The following is a 21,545-nucleotide window of genomic DNA, read 5'->3' as shown; positions in this document are numbered from 1 at the left end:
AATCGGTTGAACGCGGTGCCGAGGGTGCCGAACTCGTCATTGTTCTGGATGGTCAGGCGCTTGGTCAGGTCGCCTTCGCCGTCGGCGATGTCGGCCATGGCGCGGGTCATGACGTGCAACGGCTGGATCAGGATGCGAATCAGCATGCCGAGCAGGGCGATGATGATGACCACGGCAATGATGGTCGCAACCACAGCCGAGGTGCGGAATTCGCTGAGCATCGAGTAGGCTTTTTCCTTGTCGACCGACAGACCGATGTACCAGTTGACCGACGACAAGCCTTTGATCGGGGTGAAGGTCACGATGCGGGTTTTGCCGTCGACCTGGATTTCGCTGATTGCGCTGCTGATGGCCGGCGTGTCTTGCGGGTAGACATCCTTGAGCGTCTTCATCGCCAGCGCTTTGTCGGGATGCACCAGGATCTTGCCGTCGGAACTGACCAGGAAGGCATAACCGATGCCGTTGAAATCCAGCGTGCCAAGGCTGTCGGCGATCACCTGCAAACTCAGGTCGCCACCGACCACGCCGATGTTCTGGCCGTCCTTGATAACGCTGTCGACAATGGAAATCACCAGTTGGCCGGAGGCCAGATCGATATAAGGCTCGGTCAATGCCGAACCGCTGCTGCCTTGCGCGCTCTTGTACCAAGGGCGTGCTCGCGGGTCATAGCCATCGGGCATCTTGCTGTCCGGGCGAATGATGAAAGAGCCATCCTTGCTGCCGAGGTAGGCGCCCATGAAGGTCGAGGTCACGGCTTTTTGTACAAGCAGGCTGGAAACGTTGTCGGCATCGGGGTTGAGCGCGACAGTTTGTGACAGGTTCTCAATCAGCAGGCTGCGTCCGTTCAACCAGGTCTGGATGTTGTTGGCGGTCACTGCACCCATTTGCTGCAGATAATTTTTCAGGTCATCGCGGATGGCGTTGCGCTGCAAATAGTCGTTGTACAGGGTGAATGAGGCGAAGGCGGCAATCACAATGAGGGCGGCGGCAAGCAGGATTTTATGGCTGAAACGCAGATTTTTGTTCATGGCTTGGGGTTCCGCTAAGGTCTTAATGTCCAGCGCGTGCTTTTATAAAGGGGCGCACAACGGGCAAGGTTGAAAGCAAGTGAATTTTCCGACTCTCCTTAGGGAAATTTCCGACCAGATCGTGTCTGACTGCTTTGTCGTTATCTCTATCGGCCGTGTAGGACCAAAGATTAATCATGGGTGACCAAATGCCTGACTCATTGCAACTCGTTATCGGCGCCGATCTCGAAGGGCTGCCGATTGCCCAGGCCATGCGCCTGGCGAACCGCCACGGTTTGATCGCGGGCGCGACTGGCACCGGCAAAACCGTCACTTTGCAACGAATGGCCGAAGCCTTCAGCGATGCGGGCGTGGCGGTGTTCGCCGCCGACATCAAGGGTGACCTGTGCGGCCTTGGCGCCGCCGGCAACCCCCAGGGCAAGATCGCCGAGCGGATTGCCGGGATGCCGTGGCTCAACCACAAGCCTCAGGCTTATCCGGTGACGTTGTGGGACATACACGGTCAGTCCGGTCATCCTTTACGCACAACCTTGAGTGAAATGGGGCCGCTGCTGCTGGGCAGCCTGCTGGAACTGACAGACAGTCAGCAGTCGGCGCTGTACGCCGCGTTCAAGGTGGCGGACCGCGAAGGCCTGTTGTTGCTCGATCTCAAGGATCTGAAGGCGTTGCTCAATCATCTGCGGGACAACCCCCAGTTGCTGGGCGACGATGCGGCATTGATGACCACCGGTTCCAGCCAGGCGCTGCTGCGACGACTGGCGACCCTGGAGCAACAGGGCGCCGAAGCCCTGTTTGGCGAGCCGGCGCTGCAACTCGAAGACATCCTCCAACCCACTGCGGATGGCCGTGGGCGCATTCATTTGCTCGATGCCAGCCGCCTGGTGCATGAAGCGCCGAAAGTCTACGCGACGTTCCTGCTGTGGCTGCTGGCCGAGCTGTTCGAGCAGTTGCCGGAGCGTGGCGATGCCGACAAACCGTTGCTGGCGCTGTTCTTCGACGAGGCTCACTTGTTGTTCAACGGTACGCCCCAGGCATTGCGTGATCGTCTGGAGCAAGTCGTGAGGCTGATTCGTTCGAAAGGCGTGGGCGTGTATTTCGTCACCCAGTCGCCGGGTGACCTGCCGGATGATGTACTGGCTCAGTTGGGCTTGCGCATCCAGCACGGTCTGCGTGCGTTCACCGCCAAGGAGCAGAAGTCCCTGCGCGCAGTGGCCGAAGGTTTCCGCCCGAATCCTGCGTTCGATGCGTTGTCGGTGTTGACCGAGCTCGGGATCGGTGAGGCGCTGGTCGGCACCCTGCAGGAAAAGGGCACACCGGAAATGGTCCAGCGGGTTCTGGTCGCACCACCGCAATCGCGGATCGGGCCTTTGACCGAAACCGAGCGCACGATATTGATCGCAGGCTCACCGTTCAAAGGGCGTTATGACCAACCGATCGATCGTGAATCAGCCTATGAAGTGCTGATGGGACGCAAGGGACTGGCACCGGAGCCCGAAGCGGAGCAGGGCAAACAGGAACCGAGCTTCACTGAGCAGGCGGGAGAGTTTCTCGGCACAGCGGCAGGGAAGGCGCTGAAATCGGCGATGCAACAGGCGGCGAACCAGATTGGCCGACAGTTGGTGCGCGGCTTGATGGGCTCGTTGCTAGGCAGCAAAAAACGCCGCTAGCTTGAGCGAGCACAGTCAATGTGGGAGCGGGCTTGCTCGCGAAGAGGGCATGTCAGTCAACGTTATGTTGTTTGACACACCGCTTTCGCGAGCAAGCCCGCTCCCACATGGGGTCTGTGTCAGGATCTTGTTTTTGCATGCGCCGCCAACCGCTCCAGCGCTGCCCGCAAATTCGGGTCGCTGATGCCATCGGCCGTGGCCTGAATGGTCGCTGCCGCGTCGTTGGACAAATCCATGGTATGCCCGGCCGCACCTTGCTGAACGGTCGGCGGTTGAACTTTGAACAGGATCCGGGTCAGATTGGCAAACTCGTCGAACATTTGCAGTTGCCGTTGCAGGCGCTTCTGCTGGTAGCGCAGGCGGGTTGCCCAATGACCGTCGGTGACAATCAGCAACAAACTGCCTTCGCGCCAGGAGGCCACGTGGCAATGCTCGCGAGCGGCGGGTTGCAATTGGCTTTCGAGCAAACGTTGCAGATGACCCAGGCGTTGAGCGTGGCCGAGAATGGCCTTCAGCGGCTTGGCTTCGCGTAGTAGAACGGCAGGTACTTTGGCCGTAAGTGGGCGAAATGCCATGATCAGACACCTGAAGTAACAGAGGCGCCATGGTAGCAGAAAGCGCCGGATGCACCCGCCCATTGCTTTTGTGGGTGCTTTGCCCATTAAATCAACAACTAACTTCTGTCTTGAACGGCTTGAAGTTGAGCAAAACGCCCTTATTTTAAGTGAGCCCCGTCAAAGCGCTGTGCCAGCATCGTGGAATATCGCCACTTTCCTCTCCATCGTTTCCGGGTAGAATGCTCGTTCGCATGCGGCCATGAGGGCTGCACGGGCGACTCACGGGGCCGCCCTCCATCCCTTTAGTGTGGAAGATCCTGCCGATATGTTTGCGCCTTTGTTAAAGAAACTTTTTGGAAGCAAGAACGAGCGTGAAGTCAAACGCATGCTCAAGACGGTGCAACTCGTCAATGCCTTCGAAGAGCAAATGGTGGCCCTTTCGGACGATCAATTGCGTGCCAAGACCAGCGAGTTCAAGGCCCGCATCGCCAAAGGGGAATCCCTCGACAAACTGCTGCCAGAAGCCTTTGCGGTCGCCCGCGAAGCCGGCAAGCGTGTCATGGGCATGCGCCACTTCGATGTCCAGCTGATCGGCGGCATGACCTTGCATGAAGGCATGATCGCGGAAATGCGTACCGGTGAAGGCAAGACCCTGGTGGCAACACTGGGCGTTTACCTCAACGCGCTGTCCGGCAACGGTGTGCACGTTGTGACGGTGAACGACTACCTGGCCCGCCGTGACGCCAACTGGATGCGCCCGCTGTATGAATTCCTCGGCATGACGGTCGGCGTTGTCACGCCGTTCCAGCCGCCGGAAGAGAAGCGCGCTGCCTACGCCGCCGACATCACCTACGGCACCAACAACGAATTCGGTTTCGATTACCTGCGCGACAACATGGCGTTCAGCATGGAAGAAAAATTCCAGCGCGAACTCAATTTTGCCGTGATCGACGAAGTCGACTCCATCCTCATCGACGAAGCCCGTACGCCGCTGATCATCTCCGGTCAGGCCGAGGACAGCTCCAAGCTGTACATCGAGGTCAACAAGCTGATCCCGACGCTTGAATTGCACGTCGAAGAAGTGGAAGGCGAAGTCACCAAGGCCGGCCACTACACCGTCGACGAGAAGTCCCGTCAGGTCGAACTCAACGAAGCCGGTCACCAGTACGTCGAAGAAACGCTGACCCGCATCGGCCTGCTGGCTGAAGGCGAGAGCCTGTACTCGGCGCACAACCTGAGCCTGCTGACCCACGTTTACGCCGGCCTGCGCGCGCACAAGCTGTTCCATCGCAACGTCGAGTACATCGTGCAGGACGGTCAGGTCGTACTGGTCGACGAGCACACCGGCCGTACCATGCCGGGCCGCCGCTTGTCCGAAGGCCTGCACCAGGCCATCGAAGCCAAGGAAAACCTGAACATCCAGGCCGAAAGCCAGACGCTGGCATCGACCACCTTCCAGAACTACTTCCGTCTGTACAACAAGCTGTCCGGCATGACCGGTACGGCCGACACCGAAGCGTTCGAGTTCCACCAGATCTATGGCCTGCAGGTCATGGTGATTCCACCGAACAAGCCGCTCGCCCGTAAAGACTACAACGACCTGGTGTTCCTGACCGCCGACGAGAAATACGCGGCAATCGTGGCTGACATCAAGGAAAGCATGGCCGCGGGCCGTCCGGTTCTGGTCGGTACTGCCACCATCGAAACCTCCGAGCACATGTCCAGCCTGCTCGTGAAGGAAGGCATCGAACACAAGGTCCTGAACGCCAAGTTCCACGAAAAGGAAGCCGAGATCATTGCCCAGGCCGGTCGCCCGGGCGCACTGACCATCGCCACCAACATGGCCGGTCGTGGTACCGACATCCTGTTGGGCGGTAACTGGGAAGTGGAAGTGGCTTCCCTGGAAAACCCGACCCCTGAGCAGATTGCCCAGATCAAGGCCGACTGGCAGAAGCGTCACCAGCAAGTGCTCGAATCGGGTGGTTTGCAGGTGATTGCCTCCGAGCGTCATGAATCGCGCCGTATCGACAACCAGCTGCGTGGTCGTGCCGGTCGTCAGGGCGACGCCGGTTCCAGCCGTTTCTACCTGTCGCTGGAAGACAGCCTGATGCGCATCTTCGCCTCTGACCGGGTGAAGAACTTCATGAAGGCCCTGGGCATGCAGCCTGGCGAAGCGATCGAGCACCGCATGGTGACCAACGCCATCGAAAAGGCTCAGCGCAAGGTTGAAGGCCGTAACTTCGACATTCGTAAACAACTGCTCGAGTTCGACGACGTCAACAACGAACAGCGTAAAGTGATCTATCACATGCGTAACACGTTGCTGGCCGCCGACAACATCGGTGAGACCATCGCTGACTTCCGTCAGGACGTGCTCGACGCCACCGTCAGCGCACACATTCCTCCGCAATCGCTACCTGAGCAGTGGGACGTGGCCGGTCTGGAAGCTGCATTACAGAGCGATTTCGGTGTGACGCTGCCGATCCAGCAATGGCTCGACGAAGACGATCACCTGTACGAAGAAACCCTGCGCGAAAAGCTGATGCAGGAACTGATCGCCGCGTACAACGAGAAAGAAGACCAGGCGGGCGCCGAAGCGCTGCGCACCTTCGAGAAGCAAATCGTTCTGCGCGTACTGGACGACCTGTGGAAAGACCACCTGTCGACCATGGATCACCTGCGTCACGGCATCCACTTGCGTGGCTATGCCCAGAAGAACCCGAAGCAGGAATACAAGCGCGAGTCGTTCACCCTGTTCTCCGAATTGCTGGATTCGATCAAGCGCGACTCGATCCGTGTGTTGTCCCACGTTCAGGTTCGCCGCGAAGATCCGATCGAAGAAGAGCAACGCCTGCGTCAGGAAGCCGAGGCATTGGCCGCTCGCATGCAGTTCCTGCATGAAGAGGCTCCGGGCCTTGAGCAACCGGAAGTGTTGGGCGAAGAGGTCGATGTTGCCCTCGCTGCCGCGCCGGTTCGCAACGAGCAGAAGCTGGGTCGCAACGAGCTGTGCTACTGCGGTTCGGGCAAGAAGTTCAAGCATTGCCACGGGCAGATTCAGTAAACCCGTTTCAAACGCTGAAATACCCGCGCCGCGACCGGCTTCTGCCGTCGCGGCGTTTTACCATTCGAACCACCGTTCTGCTGAAACGGTGCTGACATCATCTATAAAGGAGCGCATTCATGGCTGTTGGTCTTGGTCCTTTGCCAACGTTGCACCCGGTTGCCGGTTTTGAACTCGGTATTGCCTCGGCCGGCATCAAGCGCCCAGGGCGCAAGGATGTTGTGGTCATGCGCTGTGTTGAAGGCTCCACGGTTGCCGGCGTGTTCACCCTAAACGCCTTTTGCGCCGCACCGGTGATCCTGGCCAAGCAACGCGTACAAGGCCCTGTGCGTTACCTGCTGACCAATACCGGCAATGCCAATGCCGGCACCGGCGAACCTGGCCTGGCCGCCGCCGAGCGCACTTGCGCGAAACTGGCCGAGTTGACCGGTGTCGATGCCAGCCAGGTGCTGCCGTATTCCACCGGCGTGATCGGCGAGCCGCTGCCGGTCGAGAAAATCGAAGGCGCGCTGCAAGCGGCCCTCGACGACCTGTCGATCCACAACTGGGAAGCTGCCGCCACCGGCATCATGACTACCGACACCCTGCCAAAAGGTGCCAGTCGTCAGTTCCAGCACGATGGTGTGACCATCACCGTTACCGGTATCAGCAAAGGCGCCGGCATGATTCGCCCGAACATGGCGACCATGCTCGGCTACATCGCCACCGACGCCAAAGTCTCCCGCGACGTGTTGCAAAACCTGATGCTGGACGGCGCCAACAAGTCGTTCAACCGCATCACCATCGACGGCGACACCTCGACCAACGACTGCTGCATGCTGATCGCTACCGGTCAGGCAGCACTGCCGGAAATCACCCGCGCCGAAGGCGAGTTGTTCGCCAAGTTGAAGCAAGCGGTGTTCGAAGTGTGCATGGACGTGGCCCAGGCCATCGTTCGCGACGGCGAAGGCGCGACTAAATTCGTCACCGTTGAAGTCAACGGTGGCGGCAATCACCAGGAATGCCTGGACGTCGGTTACACCGTGGCTCACTCGCCGCTGATCAAGACCGCGTTGTTCGCTTCCGATCCGAACTGGGGCCGTATCCTGGCGGCCGTAGGCCGTGCCGGCGTACCGAACCTGGACGTGAGCAAGATCGACGTGTTCCTCGGCGACGTGTGCATTGCCAGCCGTGGCGCGCGCGCGGCGACCTACACCGAAGCCCAGGGTGCGGCGGTGATGCAGCAGGAAGAAATCACCATCCGTATCGAATTGGGTCGTGGCGATTGCAGCGAAACCATCTGGACCACCGACCTGTCCCACGAATACGTGAAGATCAACGCCGAGTACCGTACTTAATACACGGTTCAAGACCGAGTCGTCCCATTCGCGAGCAAGCCCGCTCCCACAGGAGATCTTCAGTGAACACAAGATGTGCGTACTGCCCGATCAACTGTGGGAGCGGGCTTGCTCGCGAAGGCTGACGACCAGACGCTAGATATTCTGGCTTGTTACCCTGACGAGAAGGCACCCCGAACATGAGCCTGCACCTGATCATCGGCGACAAACTGCATTCCTCCTGGTCCTTGCGCGGGGCTCTGGCCCTCGATCTGGCTGGCGCTTCCTACACCGAAGAACTGATCAAGCTGAACCAGCCGGACACCCGCGAGCGTCTGCTCAAGCATTCGCCGACCGGCAAGGTCCCGCTGTTGAAGACCGAACACGGCACCATCGCCGACTCCCTGGCGATTGCCGAATACCTGGCAGAACGGTTCCCCGATGCGAACCTGTGGCCCAAAGACACCGCCGCCCGTGCCCAGGCGCGTTCGGCGTGCGCGCAGATGCACAGTGGCTTTTTCGCCATGCGCGGCAACATGCCATTCGACCTGAGCCATGACGCAGCGCTGTCGCCGGTCCCGGCCGATGTCCAGGCGGACATCGAGCGCATGTCGGCGTTGTGGGCCGAGTGTCGTGCCACTGCGACCGAAAGCGGTCCGTACCTGTTTGGCCGCATCACGTTGGCCGATGCGTTCTTTGCACCCATCGCCGTGCGCCTGCGCACCTATCGGGTGAATCTGTCCGCAGCTGACGAAGCCTACGTTGAAACCCTCTACCAATGGCCTGCGTTCAAGGCCTGGCAGAAGGCCGGACTGGAGGAGTTGCAAAGGTGAAACGAGTCCATGTCGCCGCCGCCGTCATCCGCGATGGCAGTGGCCAAATCCTGATCGCCCGTCGTGCGGATTCACAGCACCAGGGTGGCCTGTGGGAGTTTCCAGGCGGCAAGGTCGAGGCCGACGAGTCGGTCGAAACCGCACTGGCCCGCGAACTCCATGAGGAACTGGGCATTGTGGTCGGCGCGGCGCGCCCGCTGATCAAGGTCCGGCACGATTACCCGGACAAACAGGTGTTGCTGGATGTCTGGGAAGTCTCGGTGTTTACCGGCGAGCCCCACGGCGCCGAAGGCCAACCGCTGGCCTGGGTGTCGCCCCGCGACCTGTCGGGTTACGAGTTTCCGGTAGCCAATCAGCCGATCGTCGCGGCCGCGAAGTTACCCGCTCAGTACCTGATTACCCCGGAAGATCTGGAAACCCCAGCCTTGCTGCGCGGCATCCAGAAGGCCATTGCCGGCGGCATCAAGCTGATCCAGTTGCGTGCACCGAACGGTTACGACCCGAAATACCGCGACCTGGCAGTGGATGCTGTAGGCCTGTGTGCCGGCAAGGCGCAATTGATGATCAAGGGGCCGTTCGAATGGCTGGGCGACTTCCCGTCCGCGGGTTGGCACATTACCTCGGCGCAGCTGCGCAAATACGCAGCGGCTGGCCGACCGCTCCCGGAATCGCGCTGGCTGGCGGCGTCATGCCATAACGCTGAAGAGCTGGCGCTGGCCGAACAGATGGGGGTGGATTTCGTGACCTTGTCGCCGGTGCAGCCGACCCTGACTCACCCTGGCGCCGAGCCGTTGGGTTGGGAGCAGGCGTCGAGCTTGATCGAGGGGTTCAGCAAGCCAGTGTTCCTGCTGGGTGGGGTTGGCCCGGCTGAGGTCGAGAAAGCCTGGGCTGCGGGGGCGCAGGGTGTGGCGGGGATTCGGGCGTTTTGGCCTGGGGTCTGATTTTGTAGCGCTCCTGCTGGCCTCTTCGCGAGCCCGCTCCCACAGGTTTTGTGTGCGCCACAAATCCACTGTGGGAGCGGGCTTGCTCGCGAAGAGGTCCTGAGAGGCGCCGACTAAACCTCAGGTTTCGCCGCCGGCTGCCAAAGAATCTCCGCCACTCCCTGACGCTTGGCAATCAGCCGCGCCACCACAAACAGCAAATCCGATAACCGATTGATGTACGCCAGGCCAACCCCGGCCAACGGTTCAATCGCATTGAGTTGCTGACAGCGCCGTTCTGCGCTGCGCGCCAGACTACGGCAGACGTGGGCCTGGGCAATCAGCGTCGAACCGCCGGGCAAGATGAAGTTTTCCAGTGGTCCCAGCTCTTCATTCCACACATCGATCGCCGCTTCCAGGCGTTCGATTTCCGCTGCATTCAATGCTTGGTACACCGGCATCGCCAGTTCGCCGCCCAGATCAAATAACCGATGCTGGCAGGGAGCCAATACCTCGATCACTTCGTTCAACCCTGGAAACCGAGCTGTTTCTGCCGCCAGCCCGGCCAGAAGCACCCCAACCTGGCTGTTCAGCGTATCGACCTCGCCGATTGCTTCAATGCGCGGGTGATCTTTCGGTACGCGACGACCATCGCCCAACCCGGTCTCGCCTTTGTCGCCAGTGCGGGTGTAAATCTTCGACAAACGAAAGCCCATGGTTACCTCGATAGCAGATTGAGTTCTTGCGGCACAGGCGGCGTGCTCGCCAGGGGCAGACGCAAGGTGAAGCAAGTGCCTTGGCCCAGGGTCGATTGCACTTCCATCTGCCCCTTATGGTTATTGGTGACGATGAAGTACGACACCGACAGCCCAAGCCCGGTGCCCTGGCCGATTTCCTTGGTCGTGAAAAACGGCTCGAAGGTGCGTTTGCGCACGCTTTCGCTCATACCGATGCCGTTGTCCTCGACCTGAATTTCCGCCCATGGCGGATTCAGCCGGGTGCGCAGAATGATCCGCCCCGGCTCGCTGTCGTCTTCGCGCTGGTGAATGGCTTGCGCGGCGTTCTTCAACAGGTTGAGCAGCACTTGCTCCAGTTCGTTGGCGGTGCCGGGGACCGCTCCCAGCGCGGGATCGAATTGACGAATGATGGCTTGGCCCTTGAAGTCGAAACCGATCGCCAGATCGAAATCGTTGCCGGCGATTTCCACGGCCTGGTCAATCAGGGCGGGTAGATCGCATGGGGCCATCTGGCGGGTGCTGCGGCGGCTGAAACTGAGCATGTGGGTGACGATTTTCGCCGCCCGTGCACCGGCCTGCTGGATGCCGTCGAGCAACTGCGGCACTTCACGCACCTGCAGATACTGATTGACCGTCGCCAGTTCGATGCCGGCCTGTTCGGCCACTTCAAGGTTCTTCGGTAGATCGGGGGACAGGCGTCGGCGAATGTTTTGCACGTTGTGCAGGATCGCACCCAGCGGGTTGTTGATCTCGTGGGCCATGCCGGCGGCCAGACCACCGACCGAAAGCATTTTCTCCGACTGCACCATCATCTCTTCCAGGGACAGGCGCTGGGTGATGTCGTCGATCCGGATCACCACGCCACGCCCGGCACCGCCCATCAGCGGATAGAAAGTCAGGGCGTAGTGGCGGGGTTCGTCGTCCTTGAGCCAGGTGACTCGTTCGATCTTGGCCACCGTATGCTGCTCGACCGTTTCCTTGAGTTGCGGCAAAAATGGCTTGAGCGGTTCGAAGGCAAGGAAGATGGGCTGGTTCAGGGCTTCATCGAGACGCGTGCCGGACAGGGCGCTGGCCTCCTGGTTCCATTGCGTCACGTAGAGCTGTTCGTCGAGGGCGATCAGCGCCGACGGCATGGAGTCGATGATGCTGTTGAGGTAGTTCTGGAAACCGGTGAGCTTTTTCTCGATCTTGCTGCGCACCTGGACTTCGAGCTCCAGTTTGCGGTTGGTATGGCGGGTTTCTTCCGCCAGACCCTGGGCCTGGTCGTAGGCTGCCTGGGAGTCGTCCCTGGCCCGCTTGAGTTGCTGCTCCCTGGCCTCGATCCGCGAAAGCATGGTGTTGAACGCCTCGGCGAGGCTGCCGATTTCATCGTGGTTTCCTCGCGAAGCACGCAGTGCGTAGTTTTCTTCACGGGTTACCTGCCGGGACAACTCTTCGAGTTGGTGGATCGGCCGGGTAATCAGGCGCTTGATCTGGCGGGCAATGATCAGCCACAGCAAGACGCTGAAGATCAGAATGCCCAGGCTGGCCGTCAGGGTCCCGGTGTAGAACGCCATTGGCAGTTCGCTCGAGGCCACCAACAGTAGGTGCCCTGGTGCAGCACCGGTGCGGGGCAGGGGGATGACTTGATTGGTGCGAAACTCGGTGATCTGCCAGTCTTCGATATGCCGGAAACGCTTCGGCAGTTCCAGATTGTCGCCATGCTGCAATTGCGCCAAACGCTCGCCCTTTGCGTCATACAGGGCCGCCGCGCGCAACGGCGAATAGCTGTTGAGTTCATTCAGCAGGCGCTCGGCGCTTTGCGGTGACGCCAGGGCTTCGGAGGCCAGGCTCGGGTTGGATACCAGCCGGCCGATGGTCTGCAGGGCCTGGGGCGCCATGCTTTCCTGGGAAATGTAGTAGGCGGCGCTGATAAAGGTCAGGTTGGCAACCAGCAGGACGGTGACCATCAGTACCAGCAGGGCGGCCAGCAGTTTCTGGCCGACGGGCAGGTTTTCAAGGCGCTGGCGCAATGGCATCGGATTCATCGCAGACAAGGAACAAGTGGCCAGCGTAGCCGCTGCTCAGTCGCTGGGCAATCCAAGGCTTTGCAGGCGGGCGATCAACCTTGCCTCAAGCTGATTGAGGTGAGGCAGGTTCAGTTGATGGCGCCCGGCCACTTTGCAGGCGTAACCCAGCAAGTAGCTGATTTCTGTGCGGCGCTGGCTCGTGACGTCCTGATGCATCGAGGAGTAGTTGGCTGCGGTGGCGTGAATCACCCGTTCGACTTCCTGCTGCAGGTTTTCGGCCGCTGCCGGCTGACCACAACGCTCGAGCAACTCCACCAGTTCACCGCACAGGGTGGCGACCTCACATTGATGTTGCTGCAAACCGCCGTTGCGGCAATCGTGCAGCACCGTCAGCGGATTGATCGCACAGTTGAGGGCGAGTTTGCGCCACAGCCTGGTCAGGATTTCGGTGCTCCACTCGTGGGGGATGCCGGCAGCGCTCAGGTCATCGAGCCAGATCGGCGCCACCGGATGGCTCGCATCCCCCAGCCAGGTGAAGCCATGCCCGGCAAACACCACGCGCCAATCGCCATCGCGGAAGGCGCCTTCGGTGCTCGATGCATAGATGCAGCGTGCCTGAGGAACCTGTGCGGCCACCGCGTCCTGACTGCCCAGGCCATTTTGCAGCAGGATCAGTTCGGCGCCTGGGGCCAGGCGTGGCGCCAGTCGGGCCACCGCACTTTCGGTATCGTAGGCTTTGCACGCCACCAGCAGGCGGTTGATCGGTTGGGGGCTGTCGGCTGTCTCGGCGGGCACGGCATAGTGTCGCGCTTCGCCGTGTTCAACCAGGGTCAATCCACCGGCCGCCTCATAGGCCTGCAGTCTCGCGGTGTCCCGCAGGATCAGCCTGACCGGCACGCCGGCCCGTGCCAGACGTGTCGCCCATAAAGTGCCGAGGCTGCCGGCGCCCAGTACATGCCAGGTGGTGGACATCAGCTTTTTGCTCTGTTTAACGCGTGCATCGGCAGCTCGCAGTGAATGATGGGAAAGACCCGTTATAATCAGCGCGGATTTTAACCGCAAGCCAGGCGTGCTCCATCAGTGCGCCTTTAAATTTGGAGAGATTACATGCCGTCGTTCGACGTGGTATCCGAACTGGACAAACACGAAGTCACCAACGCGGTCGAGAACGCCGTCAAGGAACTCGATCGTCGTTATGACCTGAAAGGCAAAGGCAGCTTCGAGTTCAAGGAAAAAGACCTGACCGTCAACCTGACCGCCGAAGCGGATTTCCAGCTCGAAGCGATGATTGAGATCCTCAAGCTGGCGCTGGTCAAGCGCAAAATCGACGTGCAGTGCCTTGAAGTCAAGGACGCGTTCGCGTCGGGCAAGCTGATGAAACAGGAAGCCGTCCTCAAGGAAGGCATCGACAAGGAGCTGGCGAAGAAAATCGTCGCTCATGTCAAAGATGCCAAGCTCAAGGTCCAGGCGGCCATTCAGGGCGAGCAGGTTCGCATCACCGGCAAAAAGCGTGATGACCTGCAAGAAGCCATTGCAGTGCTGCGGGCCAAGGAATTCGGTATGCCGCTGCAGTTCAACAACTTCCGCGACTGAGTCTGAAAGCGGGAACCTCTTGGCGTTTGTGACGTCGGAGGCCCAAGCAACGGCAGAAACGATTGAGCCCGTCGCGGTTCGATCTTTCTGCCGCTTTTTTTACGCATGCCGGGTAGCCGGAAAACAGGAGAGAGTAGATGGACTTAAATGCCGAGGTAGACAATCTGGTCAAGGTATCCCAAACCTGGATCCCGATGATCATGGAATACGGCAGCCGTGTACTGCTGGCGGTCATCACCCTGGCCATCGGCTGGTGGCTGATCAACAAGGTCACGAAAAAGCTCGGCGGCCTGATTGCATTGCGTAATGCCGACCTGGCGCTGCAAGGCTTTATCAGCAGCCTGGCGAACATCATTCTCAAGATCCTGCTGATCGTCAGCGTGGCCTCGATGATCGGTGTGGAAACCACTTCGTTTGTCGCGGCAATTGGTGCGGCGGGCCTGGCCATTGGCCTGGCCTTGCAGGGTAGCCTGGCGAACTTCGCCGGTGGCGTGCTGATTTTGCTGTTCCGTCCGTTTCGCATCGGTGACTGGATCGAGGCTCAGGGTATCGCCGGTACTGTCGACAGCATCCAGATTTTCCATACCGTGCTACGTACTGGTGACAACAAAACCATCATCGTGCCTAACGGCAATCTGTCGAACGGCATCATCACCAACACAAACCGTCAGCCGACCCGAAAGGTCGTGTTTGATGTCGGTGTGGATTACGAAGCGGACCTGCAGAAAGCCCGTGAAGTGTTGCTGGAATTGGCCAAGGATCCGCGGGTATTGGCAGATCCGGAACCACAGGCAGTTGTTTCTACCCTGGGTGACAGTTCGATCACACTTTCGCTTCGTGTCTGGGTAAAGACTGCCGATTACTGGGACGTGATGTTCATGTTCAACGAACTATCCCGTGATCGCCTGAGAGAGGCCGGCATCGATATTCCATTTCCACAGCGGGTTATTCGTGTGGTTCAGGAATCTGCGGTGCAGTGACAGGTCTTTTGAGCAATGTCTGACTCTTTGGTCAGGCATGTTCTGTAAGGGGCAGGTCGTTAAAGCAGTCAGGCGACAGCCAACAAAAAAAGGCCCATCCGAAGATGGGCCTTTTGTTTTGTTGCCGCAAACTAACTGGATGCGATTACAAAACCGACAGCGGGTAGTCGACGATGAAACGGAACTCTTTCACGTCGCCTTCACCTTCGTCGGCGTTAGCGAAGTGCCATGCTTGACGAATACGGAAGGACAGATCTTTTGCCGGGCCAGTCTGAACAACGTACTTGGCTTCGAAGTTGGTCTCGTTGTGCTTGCCGTCTTCGCCATACAGGCCAGCGTAAGGGCTGCCTACAGGAGTTTTGGTGCCGTCGATATCCCAACCTTTAACGTAACGGGTCATGAAGCTCAGACCTGGAACGCCGTACTCAGCCATTTTCAGGTCGTAACGAACCTGGGCAGACTTCTCGCCAGGGGCGTTGAAGTCAGAGTACTGGATGGAGTTGGCGAGGAAGATCGAGTCGCCGCCGCGGTTGTTTTTACCCACGCCGATGTAGTCGAACGGAGTGTCACCGTTAACCTTCTGGAAGGCGAGGGTGATGGTGTGTGCTTTCATGAACGAGAAAGCGGCTGCCAGGGAGTAAGCGGTGTTGCTGATCTCGCCCGCTTTGGCGTCACCGGTATCTTGGGTGTTGTAGATGTTACCGTCCAGGTTCAGCGACTCATCGCCACCAAACGGGATGGTGTAGTTCAGGTTGGCGTAGTACTGGTTCCAGATGTCTTCCAGCTTGGCGCCGTACAGCGATGCCGACAGGTTTTCGGTGATGCCGTATTTGCCACCGAAGTAGTCGATGGAGTTGGCTTCTACGCCAGCGTAGGTTGCAAACAGGCCGCCGTCACTAGCGTTTTTGTCCTGGCTGGACGCCGAGTAGAAGTGACCGGCTTCGAGGTCAAGGTCTTTGACTTCGCTGCTCTGCAGTTGGAAGCCAGTAGCAGTTTGAGGAAGGATACGGGAACCGCCAACAGCGAACACTGGCGCAGTGCTTGGCTGCATTTCGCCGAATTTCAGCTCGGTTTTGGAGATGCGGACTTTAACGGCGCCGCCGGCTTTACCCTGGCTGTCGTTAACGTCGCGAGAACCGTTGGCATTAACGGTGTCGCTACGGCTCATGTTGCCTGTGCCGGAGGTGCCGTCGCCGCCATCCAGTTTGACTGCCAGGTAACCGAATGCGTCAACGCCTACACCGATCAGACCCTGGGTATAACCGGAGCTGAAGTTACCCCAGATACCTTGGGTCCAGTCTTTCTGGTCGCGACCGCCATCTTTGTTGTCACGGTTGAAGTAGTAGTTGCGAACCAGCAAGTTCAAGGAGCTGTCTTCAACAATACCTTTGGCTTCAGCCTGGTCACTTACGAAAGGGGCGGCCGTAGCCAATTGGGTACTGGCTGCTGCTGCAACTGCCAGTGCGATCATGCTCCACTTCATCACGCGCATCGTGATTTGCTCCTTTGGTTTTAGAAGAGTACTGCCGTCCCACCTGTTTTATTATCTGGGCGGCTCTTTCTTTTTGTGTCGGCGCAAACTTATATCACGCCGACAATGTTGGCGATACTTGCGTATCTAACCTTTCGCCTTCTTTACGACCCTGTCGCAAATAGCATGGTAGATGTCGCAAATTTCCCGCTCCGACACAACCGGGCTGACAACTTTTGTGCTGTTTTCCGAGCCTTGGCGTCGGTAAAAAGAGTCCTGGTGAAACGTTTGAATCTCCATCGGGCTACCTTGCCACTGTTTTTTTTTGCCTGAGGGCCTCCGCTTCCAGCGGGTGCCACTCAGGCCATGTTGGGTATGAATGCAACAAGTGTGCACAAAATCGGGTTTTGTTGCAGCTTTTTTCCAGTTGAGTGTCTGACGCTGTAAAAACCTCATAAAACCGGGGGTTCAAGCGCGTTTAGTTTGGGCTTGACGCCTTGTCTGGCATCATGTTGCACCCTTCTGGTCCGCTGCATGACAACCAAAAATGTTACCGGATCACCCCGCCAGTGAGTAAATGGCGGATGTCGAAGCGTTCAGCGTAGACCCACTGTGCGGTTTTGGTGCAAAAAAAATTGTGTCGTGCTGAGTTCACCCAGGTTGACCGCTTGTCTGAAACGAACTCCTCCTTGTAAATCAGTCATTTCGGTATTTTTTGTCGGTTTGTCAGTTCTGTAATGGTGCGCAGCAGCGAAAAGTGTCTCATCCGGGGGCGGGCTGTCAGCCTTTCGTTGGCGCTCGTGACTTCTGCATAAGGTTCGTCGTGAAGCGTGCGCCGTTCACAGGTATGCTGCCGTCCGGTCGTTTGGCGCGCTGTCCCGTCAGGATGGGCGCTAAGCTGAAAAATGATGATCCGGCGGGAGTGCGCGCAGTGTTCGTTTTAGATCCACGACTTCAACAAGACACGTTACCGATCGGGGACTTTCCGCTCTGCCGGTTGCTGCTGTCCAACGATTCGAACTATCCTTGGTTCATCCTGGTACCTCGTCGCGAGGCTATCAGCGAGATATTTCAATTGGATGTCGCAGACCAGCAACAGCTCTGGCAGGAAACAACTGCGCTGTCGCAAGTGCTCAAGGACTCGTTCGATGCGGACAAGTTGAATGTTGCGGCGCTGGGTAATGTCGTCAGTCAGTTGCACATGCATGTGATTGTGCGCAAGCGCGAAGATGCCGCCTGGCCCGCGCCGGTTTGGGGTAAACACCCGGCAAAACCCTACAAGTCGGAGCAGATCGTCGCCATTCGCGAACGTTTGCGTCTGATTTTGACCGATGATTTTACGTTTCTGGAGGGCTGAACCATGAGCCTGGAAGAACGCGTTACCGAGCTTGAAAGCCGTCTGGCCTTTCAGGATGACACCATCCAGGCATTGAATGATGTGCTGGTGGCGCAGCAGCGGGTGGTCGAACGCCTGCAACTGCAAATGGCCGCACTGCTCAAGCGGCAGGAGGAAATGGTCGGACAGTTCGAGTCATTCGAAGAAGAAGCGCCGCCGCCTCACTATTAAGTAAATCGCAGGCACAAAAAAACCGCGGACAGCTCGGCTGTGCGCGGTTTTTTTTAGCCTTGAATCAGCGGCGCGGCAGCGCGGCGATCACATCTTCGGCTTGCAGGCCTTTGTCGCGATTCATGACGGAGAACTCCACGCGCTGGCCTTCGACCAGGACGCGGTGACCTTCACCGCGAATGGCCCGGAAGTGGACGAAGATATCGTCGCCGGAGTCGCGGGAGATGAAGCCGAAGCCTTTGGACGTGTTGAACCACTTGACGGTGCCGGTATCGCGGTTGCTCATGTCGTAGCTTGGCGAGGCGGCGGCTGGTGACGATTTGTAGAAGCTGATGCCCAGGTGCAGGGCAACGGCGATCAGGGCTGCGACCAGGCTGAACAGAACGGCGGGTTGACCGGCGATGACGGGCATCGGTGCGATCAGCGTCAGGGTTTGCAGGACCACGCTCAGAACCAGCAGGGCGCTGACCAGGTTTTGCAGTTGGTGACGCGGGCCTTTGTTCCAGTAAGGGATGACAGGTGCAAGCGTGAGGTTGAGCAGGCCGAAAAAGGCCAGGTACAGCGCGTCGGGTTGTTGCAGGTAAGGTAAGGCTTCGGATTGCAGGCTAGGGATGAAGGACAGCAGCAAGGCCGCTGCGCCTATCAACAGATGGACGATTTTCAACATTTTGATTAACTCACGTTAAGACAGCTCACAAGGAAGAGCTGATGGCGCACGGTTCGCTTCAAGATAATAAAGAGGCGTTGGACACGTACCCGGTATCAGCCTATGCGCCGCGCCCGGAAAAAATAGGCACTGGCGACACGCTGTCTATTTAACAGCAAAGCCGCAGGCTACTCAAATCAGGGCGTCCGGCGGCTCTTTGGGGATGATTTGCCGCAGGTTGCCCCGGGTTGCGGGGTTGTTGCGGTACCTACGGCTGATCAGTAACGCTCGCGTGCGTGGATGACGCCTTGAAGTGTTGTTCGCGCTCTTCTTTCCTACGGCATTCCATGCGGTGCTTCTGAAGGGGGCGTCACTTTGCTGCGTGGGAAATTGTCCGGAGTAGGACGATCTCCAGGGTCTGCCAACAGTTGTTGGCTTATCCTACGTCGAAGGTCATAAAGTCAGCTGGATATACCTTTGCACCTGCGTTTTTATAAGTCGACACACAGTTGCTCATAAAAAACCAGGATGGCAAAGGAGTGTCAGCGTTATGGTTTATGAACGGCAAAAAGAGGGGCGATACGGTTCGCACAAGGATGTAAGGGTCGATCCGTTTGTTCGCGAGTTCGATATGGGGCTGGCCCAGCCCTTGTCCCGCTCAGTACGGTTGAATGGTTTCGCCACCTGTTTGCGGCTTGAACAGGTTTATTGGGATATTTTGGGGGAGATGGCCCGGGCCAATGGTTGTTCGGTCAGCAGCCTGTTATCTCACGTGGACCGCGAAGTTCACTTGCGTCACGGCGGGGTAAGGAACTTCAGTGGATTGGTGCGGGTTGTCTGTGTCGTGCACAGTCTCAAGGAAGGGGGTTGCGCCGTCACGGCCTAGCCCAGGCGGCGAAAGCAGCAGAGTGTCGGTCTGTGCAGTCTTACGGCTGCACAGGCCGCATTTAATGGATATAATCCCGCTCTTTGCCGCAAAACCCTGCGTGTGCGGTAGCAATCTGATCGCCGAGACAACCTCCATGCCGATGTACGATTATCAATGTGCTTCCTGTGGTCATCAGTTGGAAGCCATTCAAAAGATCAGCGATGCACCGCTGGTCGACTGCCCTGCCTGTCAGGCGCCAGAGCTTAAAAAGTTGCTGTCCATGCCGGGCTTCCGCCTCAGCGGCACGGGTTGGTACGAAACCGATTTCAAGACCGGTTCCAAGAAGAACCTGGCCGGCGGCGACAAAGCTGACTAAGGTCTGGAACCTGAGTTGAACGACACGCGTGCTCTTGCATCACCCGGCGACTTTTTTAAAGGCGGGGCTGCTGTAGGATCTCCACCGAATTTCGAATTACGAGAAGTGAAACCACGACCATGATGCGCAGCCATTATTGCGGCCAACTGAACGAAAGCCTGGACGGCCAGGAAATTACCCTTTGCGGATGGGTCCATCGTCGCCGTGACCACGGTGGGGTGATTTTCCTCGATATCCGTGATCGTGATGGTCTGGCCCAGGTCGTGTTCGATCCGGATCGCGCTGAAACCTTCGCCGCTGCCGATCGCGTGCGCAGCGAGTACGTCGTGAAGATCACCGGCAAGGTTCGCCTGCGTCCGGCCGGTGCGACCAACGCCAACATGGCGTCGGGCATGATCGAAGTCCTGGGTTACGAGCTGGAAGTGCTGAACGAATCGGAAACCCCGCCGTTCCCATTGAACGAGTTCTCCGACGTCGGCGAAGAAACCCGCCTGCGTTATCGCTTCCTCGACCTGCGTCGCCCGGAAATGGCCGAGAAGCTGCGTCTGCGTTCGCGCATGACCACCAGCATCCGCCGCTTCCTGGACGAGAACGGCTTCCTCGACGTCGAGACGCCGATCCTGACCCGTGCTACCCCGGAAGGCGCGCGCGACTACCTGGTGCCGAGCCGTACTCACGCCGGTTCGTTCTTCGCCTTGCCGCAATCGCCGCAGCTGTTCAAGCAACTGCTGATGGTGGCCGGTTTCGACCGTTACTACCAGATCGCCAAGTGCTTCCGTGACGAAGACCTGCGTGCCGACCGTCAGCCGGAATTCACCCAGATCGACATCGAGACCAGCTTCCTCGATGAAAAAGAGATCATGGGCCTGACCGAGCAAATGATCCGCAACCTGTTCAAGGAAGTGCTGGGCCTGGAATTCGGCGAGTTCCCGCACATGACCTTCGAAGAAGCCATGCGCCGCTACGGTTCCGACAAGCCAGACCTGCGTAACCCGCTGGAATTGGTTGACGTGGCCGACCAGCTCAAGGAAGTCGACTTCAAGGTGTTCAGCGGCCCGGCCAACGACCCGAAATGCCGTATCGCCGCCTTGCGCGTGCCTGGCGGGGCGAGCATGCCGCGCAAGCAGATCGACGATTACACCAAGTTCGTCGGCATCTACGGTGCCAAGGGCCTGGCGTACATCAAGGTCAACGAGCGCGCGAATGGCATTGACGGTCTGCAATCGCCGATCGTGAAGAACATCCCTGAAGCCAACCTCAACGTGATCCTGGATCGTGTTGGTGCAGTCGATGGCGATATCGTGTTCTTCGGCGCCGACAAGGCCAAGATCGTCAGCGAAGCGTTGGGCGCATTGCGCATCAAACTCGGTCACGACCTGAACCTGTTGACCTGCGAATGGGCTCCGATGTGGGTCGTTGACTTCCCGATGTTCGAAGAGAACGACGACGGCAGCCTCAGCGCCTTGCACCACCCGTTCACCGCGCCGAAGTGCACCCCGCAAGAGCTGGAAGCCAACCCGGCTGGCGCTCTGTCCCGTGCCTACGACATGGTGTTGAACGGTACCGAGCTGGGTGGCGGTTCGATCCGTATCCATCGTAAAGAGATGCAGCAGTCGGTGTTCCGTCTGCTGGGCATCAACGAAGCGGAACAGGAAGAGAAATTCGGCTTCCTGCTCGACGCCCTGAAGTACGGCGCACCGCCGCACGGTGGCCTGGCCTTCGGTCTGGACCGTCTGGTGATGCTGATGACTGGCGCCCAGTCGATCCGTGAAGTGATCGCCTTCCCGAAAACCCAGAGCGCGGCAGATGTCATGACTCAGGCACCGGGTCAGGTGGATGCCAAGGCATTGCGCGAACTGCACATTCGTCTGCGCGAAACGCCTAAGGCCGAGTAAGGCTGACCTGAAGGGCGCATC

General features: G+C 58.7%; 18 protein-coding genes and 1 pseudogene. 12 read left to right on the top strand and 7 right to left on the bottom strand.

The window, feature by feature from the left end:
* Positions 1 to 44: 44 nt before the first annotated feature.
* Positions 45 to 884: pseudogene (locus AC3IT6_RS23260) on the bottom strand (HAMP domain-containing protein); the annotation flags it as partial.
* A 332-nt stretch (positions 885 to 1,216) separates the two neighbouring features.
* Here AC3IT6_RS23260 and AC3IT6_RS23255 point away from each other — a divergent pair.
* Positions 1,217 to 2,695 carry a helicase HerA-like domain-containing protein gene (locus AC3IT6_RS23255; protein WP_489353082.1) on the top strand — a complete coding sequence of 493 codons (1,479 nt, stop codon included), beginning with the start codon at positions 1,217 to 1,219 and terminating at the stop codon, positions 2,693 to 2,695.
* A gap of 119 nt (positions 2,696 to 2,814) precedes the next feature.
* On the opposite strand, the gene AC3IT6_RS23250 is transcribed toward AC3IT6_RS23255, so the two are convergent.
* A complete protein-coding gene (locus AC3IT6_RS23250) occupies positions 2,815 to 3,270 on the bottom strand; it encodes a DUF721 domain-containing protein (RefSeq protein WP_489353080.1) in 456 nt (151 codons plus the stop codon).
* A gap of 307 nt (positions 3,271 to 3,577) precedes the next feature.
* On the opposite strand from AC3IT6_RS23250, the gene secA reads away from it, so the two are divergent.
* The 4 genes from secA (at position 3,578) to AC3IT6_RS23230 (ending at position 9,403) form a co-directional block, all read left to right on the top strand.
* Positions 3,578 to 6,313, top strand: a complete 2,736-nt coding sequence (gene secA / locus AC3IT6_RS23245; RefSeq protein ID WP_489353078.1) for a preprotein translocase subunit SecA — start codon at positions 3,578 to 3,580, stop codon at positions 6,311 to 6,313.
* Positions 6,314 to 6,432: 119 nt separating this feature from the next.
* Positions 6,433 to 7,650: a bifunctional glutamate N-acetyltransferase/amino-acid acetyltransferase ArgJ gene (gene argJ, locus AC3IT6_RS23240; protein ID WP_056726069.1), complete on the top strand. Its 1,218-nt coding sequence runs from the start codon at positions 6,433 to 6,435 to the stop codon at positions 7,648 to 7,650.
* 179 nt (positions 7,651 to 7,829) lie between these two features.
* Complete coding sequence (locus AC3IT6_RS23235) at positions 7,830 to 8,462, top strand: glutathione S-transferase family protein (RefSeq protein WP_489353076.1); 633 nt, start codon at positions 7,830 to 7,832, stop codon at positions 8,460 to 8,462.
* Positions 8,459 to 9,403 carry a Nudix family hydrolase gene (locus tag AC3IT6_RS23230; protein ID WP_489353074.1) on the top strand — a complete coding sequence of 315 codons (945 nt, stop codon included), beginning with the start codon at positions 8,459 to 8,461 and terminating at the stop codon, positions 9,401 to 9,403. Before AC3IT6_RS23235 ends, AC3IT6_RS23230 begins: the two co-directional genes overlap by 4 nt.
* Positions 9,404 to 9,516: 113 nt before the next feature.
* On the opposite strand, the gene AC3IT6_RS23225 is transcribed toward AC3IT6_RS23230, so the two are convergent.
* From AC3IT6_RS23225 to AC3IT6_RS23215, 3 genes are read right to left on the bottom strand one after another with little or no spacing between them, the layout of a single operon-like run.
* Positions 9,517 to 10,098 carry a cob(I)yrinic acid a,c-diamide adenosyltransferase gene (locus AC3IT6_RS23225; protein WP_489353072.1) on the bottom strand — a complete coding sequence of 194 codons (582 nt, stop codon included), beginning with the start codon at positions 10,096 to 10,098 and terminating at the stop codon, positions 9,517 to 9,519.
* Between the two features lie 2 nt (positions 10,099 to 10,100).
* The gene (locus tag AC3IT6_RS23220) at positions 10,101 to 12,137 is read right to left on the bottom strand and encodes a sensor histidine kinase (protein WP_489356653.1); all 2,037 of its coding nucleotides are present in this window, start codon (positions 12,135 to 12,137) and stop codon (positions 10,101 to 10,103) included.
* 45 nt (positions 12,138 to 12,182) lie between these two features.
* Positions 12,183 to 13,100 carry a putative 2-dehydropantoate 2-reductase gene (locus AC3IT6_RS23215; RefSeq protein ID WP_223446727.1) on the bottom strand — a complete coding sequence of 306 codons (918 nt, stop codon included), beginning with the start codon at positions 13,098 to 13,100 and terminating at the stop codon, positions 12,183 to 12,185.
* Positions 13,101 to 13,235: 135 nt separating this feature from the next.
* Between AC3IT6_RS23215 and AC3IT6_RS23210 the strand changes: the two genes are divergently transcribed.
* Together AC3IT6_RS23210 and AC3IT6_RS23205 are read left to right on the top strand one after the other, a co-directional pair.
* The gene (locus tag AC3IT6_RS23210) at positions 13,236 to 13,721 is read left to right on the top strand and encodes a YajQ family cyclic di-GMP-binding protein (RefSeq protein WP_007977344.1); all 486 of its coding nucleotides are present in this window, start codon (positions 13,236 to 13,238) and stop codon (positions 13,719 to 13,721) included.
* 137 nt (positions 13,722 to 13,858) lie between these two features.
* The gene (locus tag AC3IT6_RS23205) at positions 13,859 to 14,701 is read left to right on the top strand and encodes a mechanosensitive ion channel family protein (RefSeq protein ID WP_223446725.1); all 843 of its coding nucleotides are present in this window, start codon (positions 13,859 to 13,861) and stop codon (positions 14,699 to 14,701) included.
* 145 nt (positions 14,702 to 14,846) lie between these two features.
* Here the strand turns inward: AC3IT6_RS23205 and AC3IT6_RS23200 are convergent, their stop codons facing one another.
* Positions 14,847 to 16,193: an OprD family porin gene (locus tag AC3IT6_RS23200; protein ID WP_489353069.1), complete on the bottom strand. Its 1,347-nt coding sequence runs from the start codon at positions 16,191 to 16,193 to the stop codon at positions 14,847 to 14,849.
* Positions 16,194 to 17,103: 910 nt separating this feature from the next.
* Between AC3IT6_RS23200 and AC3IT6_RS23195 the strand changes: the two genes are divergently transcribed.
* Positions 17,104 to 17,529 carry an HIT domain-containing protein gene (locus tag AC3IT6_RS23195; RefSeq protein ID WP_150726852.1) on the top strand — a complete coding sequence of 142 codons (426 nt, stop codon included), beginning with the start codon at positions 17,104 to 17,106 and terminating at the stop codon, positions 17,527 to 17,529.
* A gap of 3 nt (positions 17,530 to 17,532) precedes the next feature.
* A complete protein-coding gene (locus tag AC3IT6_RS23190; protein WP_008052459.1) occupies positions 17,533 to 17,739 on the top strand; it encodes a SlyX family protein in 207 nt (68 codons plus the stop codon).
* A 64-nt stretch (positions 17,740 to 17,803) separates the two neighbouring features.
* Here AC3IT6_RS23190 and AC3IT6_RS23185 read toward each other — a convergent pair whose 3' ends face one another.
* Positions 17,804 to 18,406: a cold-shock protein gene (locus AC3IT6_RS23185; protein WP_008052457.1), complete on the bottom strand. Its 603-nt coding sequence runs from the start codon at positions 18,404 to 18,406 to the stop codon at positions 17,804 to 17,806.
* Between the two features lie 529 nt (positions 18,407 to 18,935).
* Between AC3IT6_RS23185 and AC3IT6_RS23180 the strand changes: the two genes are divergently transcribed.
* The 3 genes from AC3IT6_RS23180 (at position 18,936) to aspS (ending at position 21,524) form a co-directional block, all read left to right on the top strand.
* Positions 18,936 to 19,271, top strand: a complete 336-nt coding sequence (locus AC3IT6_RS23180; protein WP_223446721.1) for a ribbon-helix-helix domain-containing protein — start codon at positions 18,936 to 18,938, stop codon at positions 19,269 to 19,271.
* A 136-nt stretch (positions 19,272 to 19,407) separates the two neighbouring features.
* On the top strand, positions 19,408 to 19,629 hold the full coding sequence (locus AC3IT6_RS23175) for an FmdB family zinc ribbon protein (protein ID WP_032829812.1): 222 nt from the start codon (positions 19,408 to 19,410) through the stop codon (positions 19,627 to 19,629).
* Between the two features lie 119 nt (positions 19,630 to 19,748).
* The gene (gene aspS / locus AC3IT6_RS23170) at positions 19,749 to 21,524 is read left to right on the top strand and encodes an aspartate--tRNA ligase (RefSeq protein WP_489353066.1); all 1,776 of its coding nucleotides are present in this window, start codon (positions 19,749 to 19,751) and stop codon (positions 21,522 to 21,524) included.
* Positions 21,525 to 21,545: the final 21 nt, after the last annotated feature.

The sequence above is a fragment of the Pseudomonas sp. KH_017 genome, from assembly GCF_057840285.1.
Note: the sequence above shows the minus strand (reverse complement) of the source record. Positions and strands in the feature narration are given on the sequence as shown.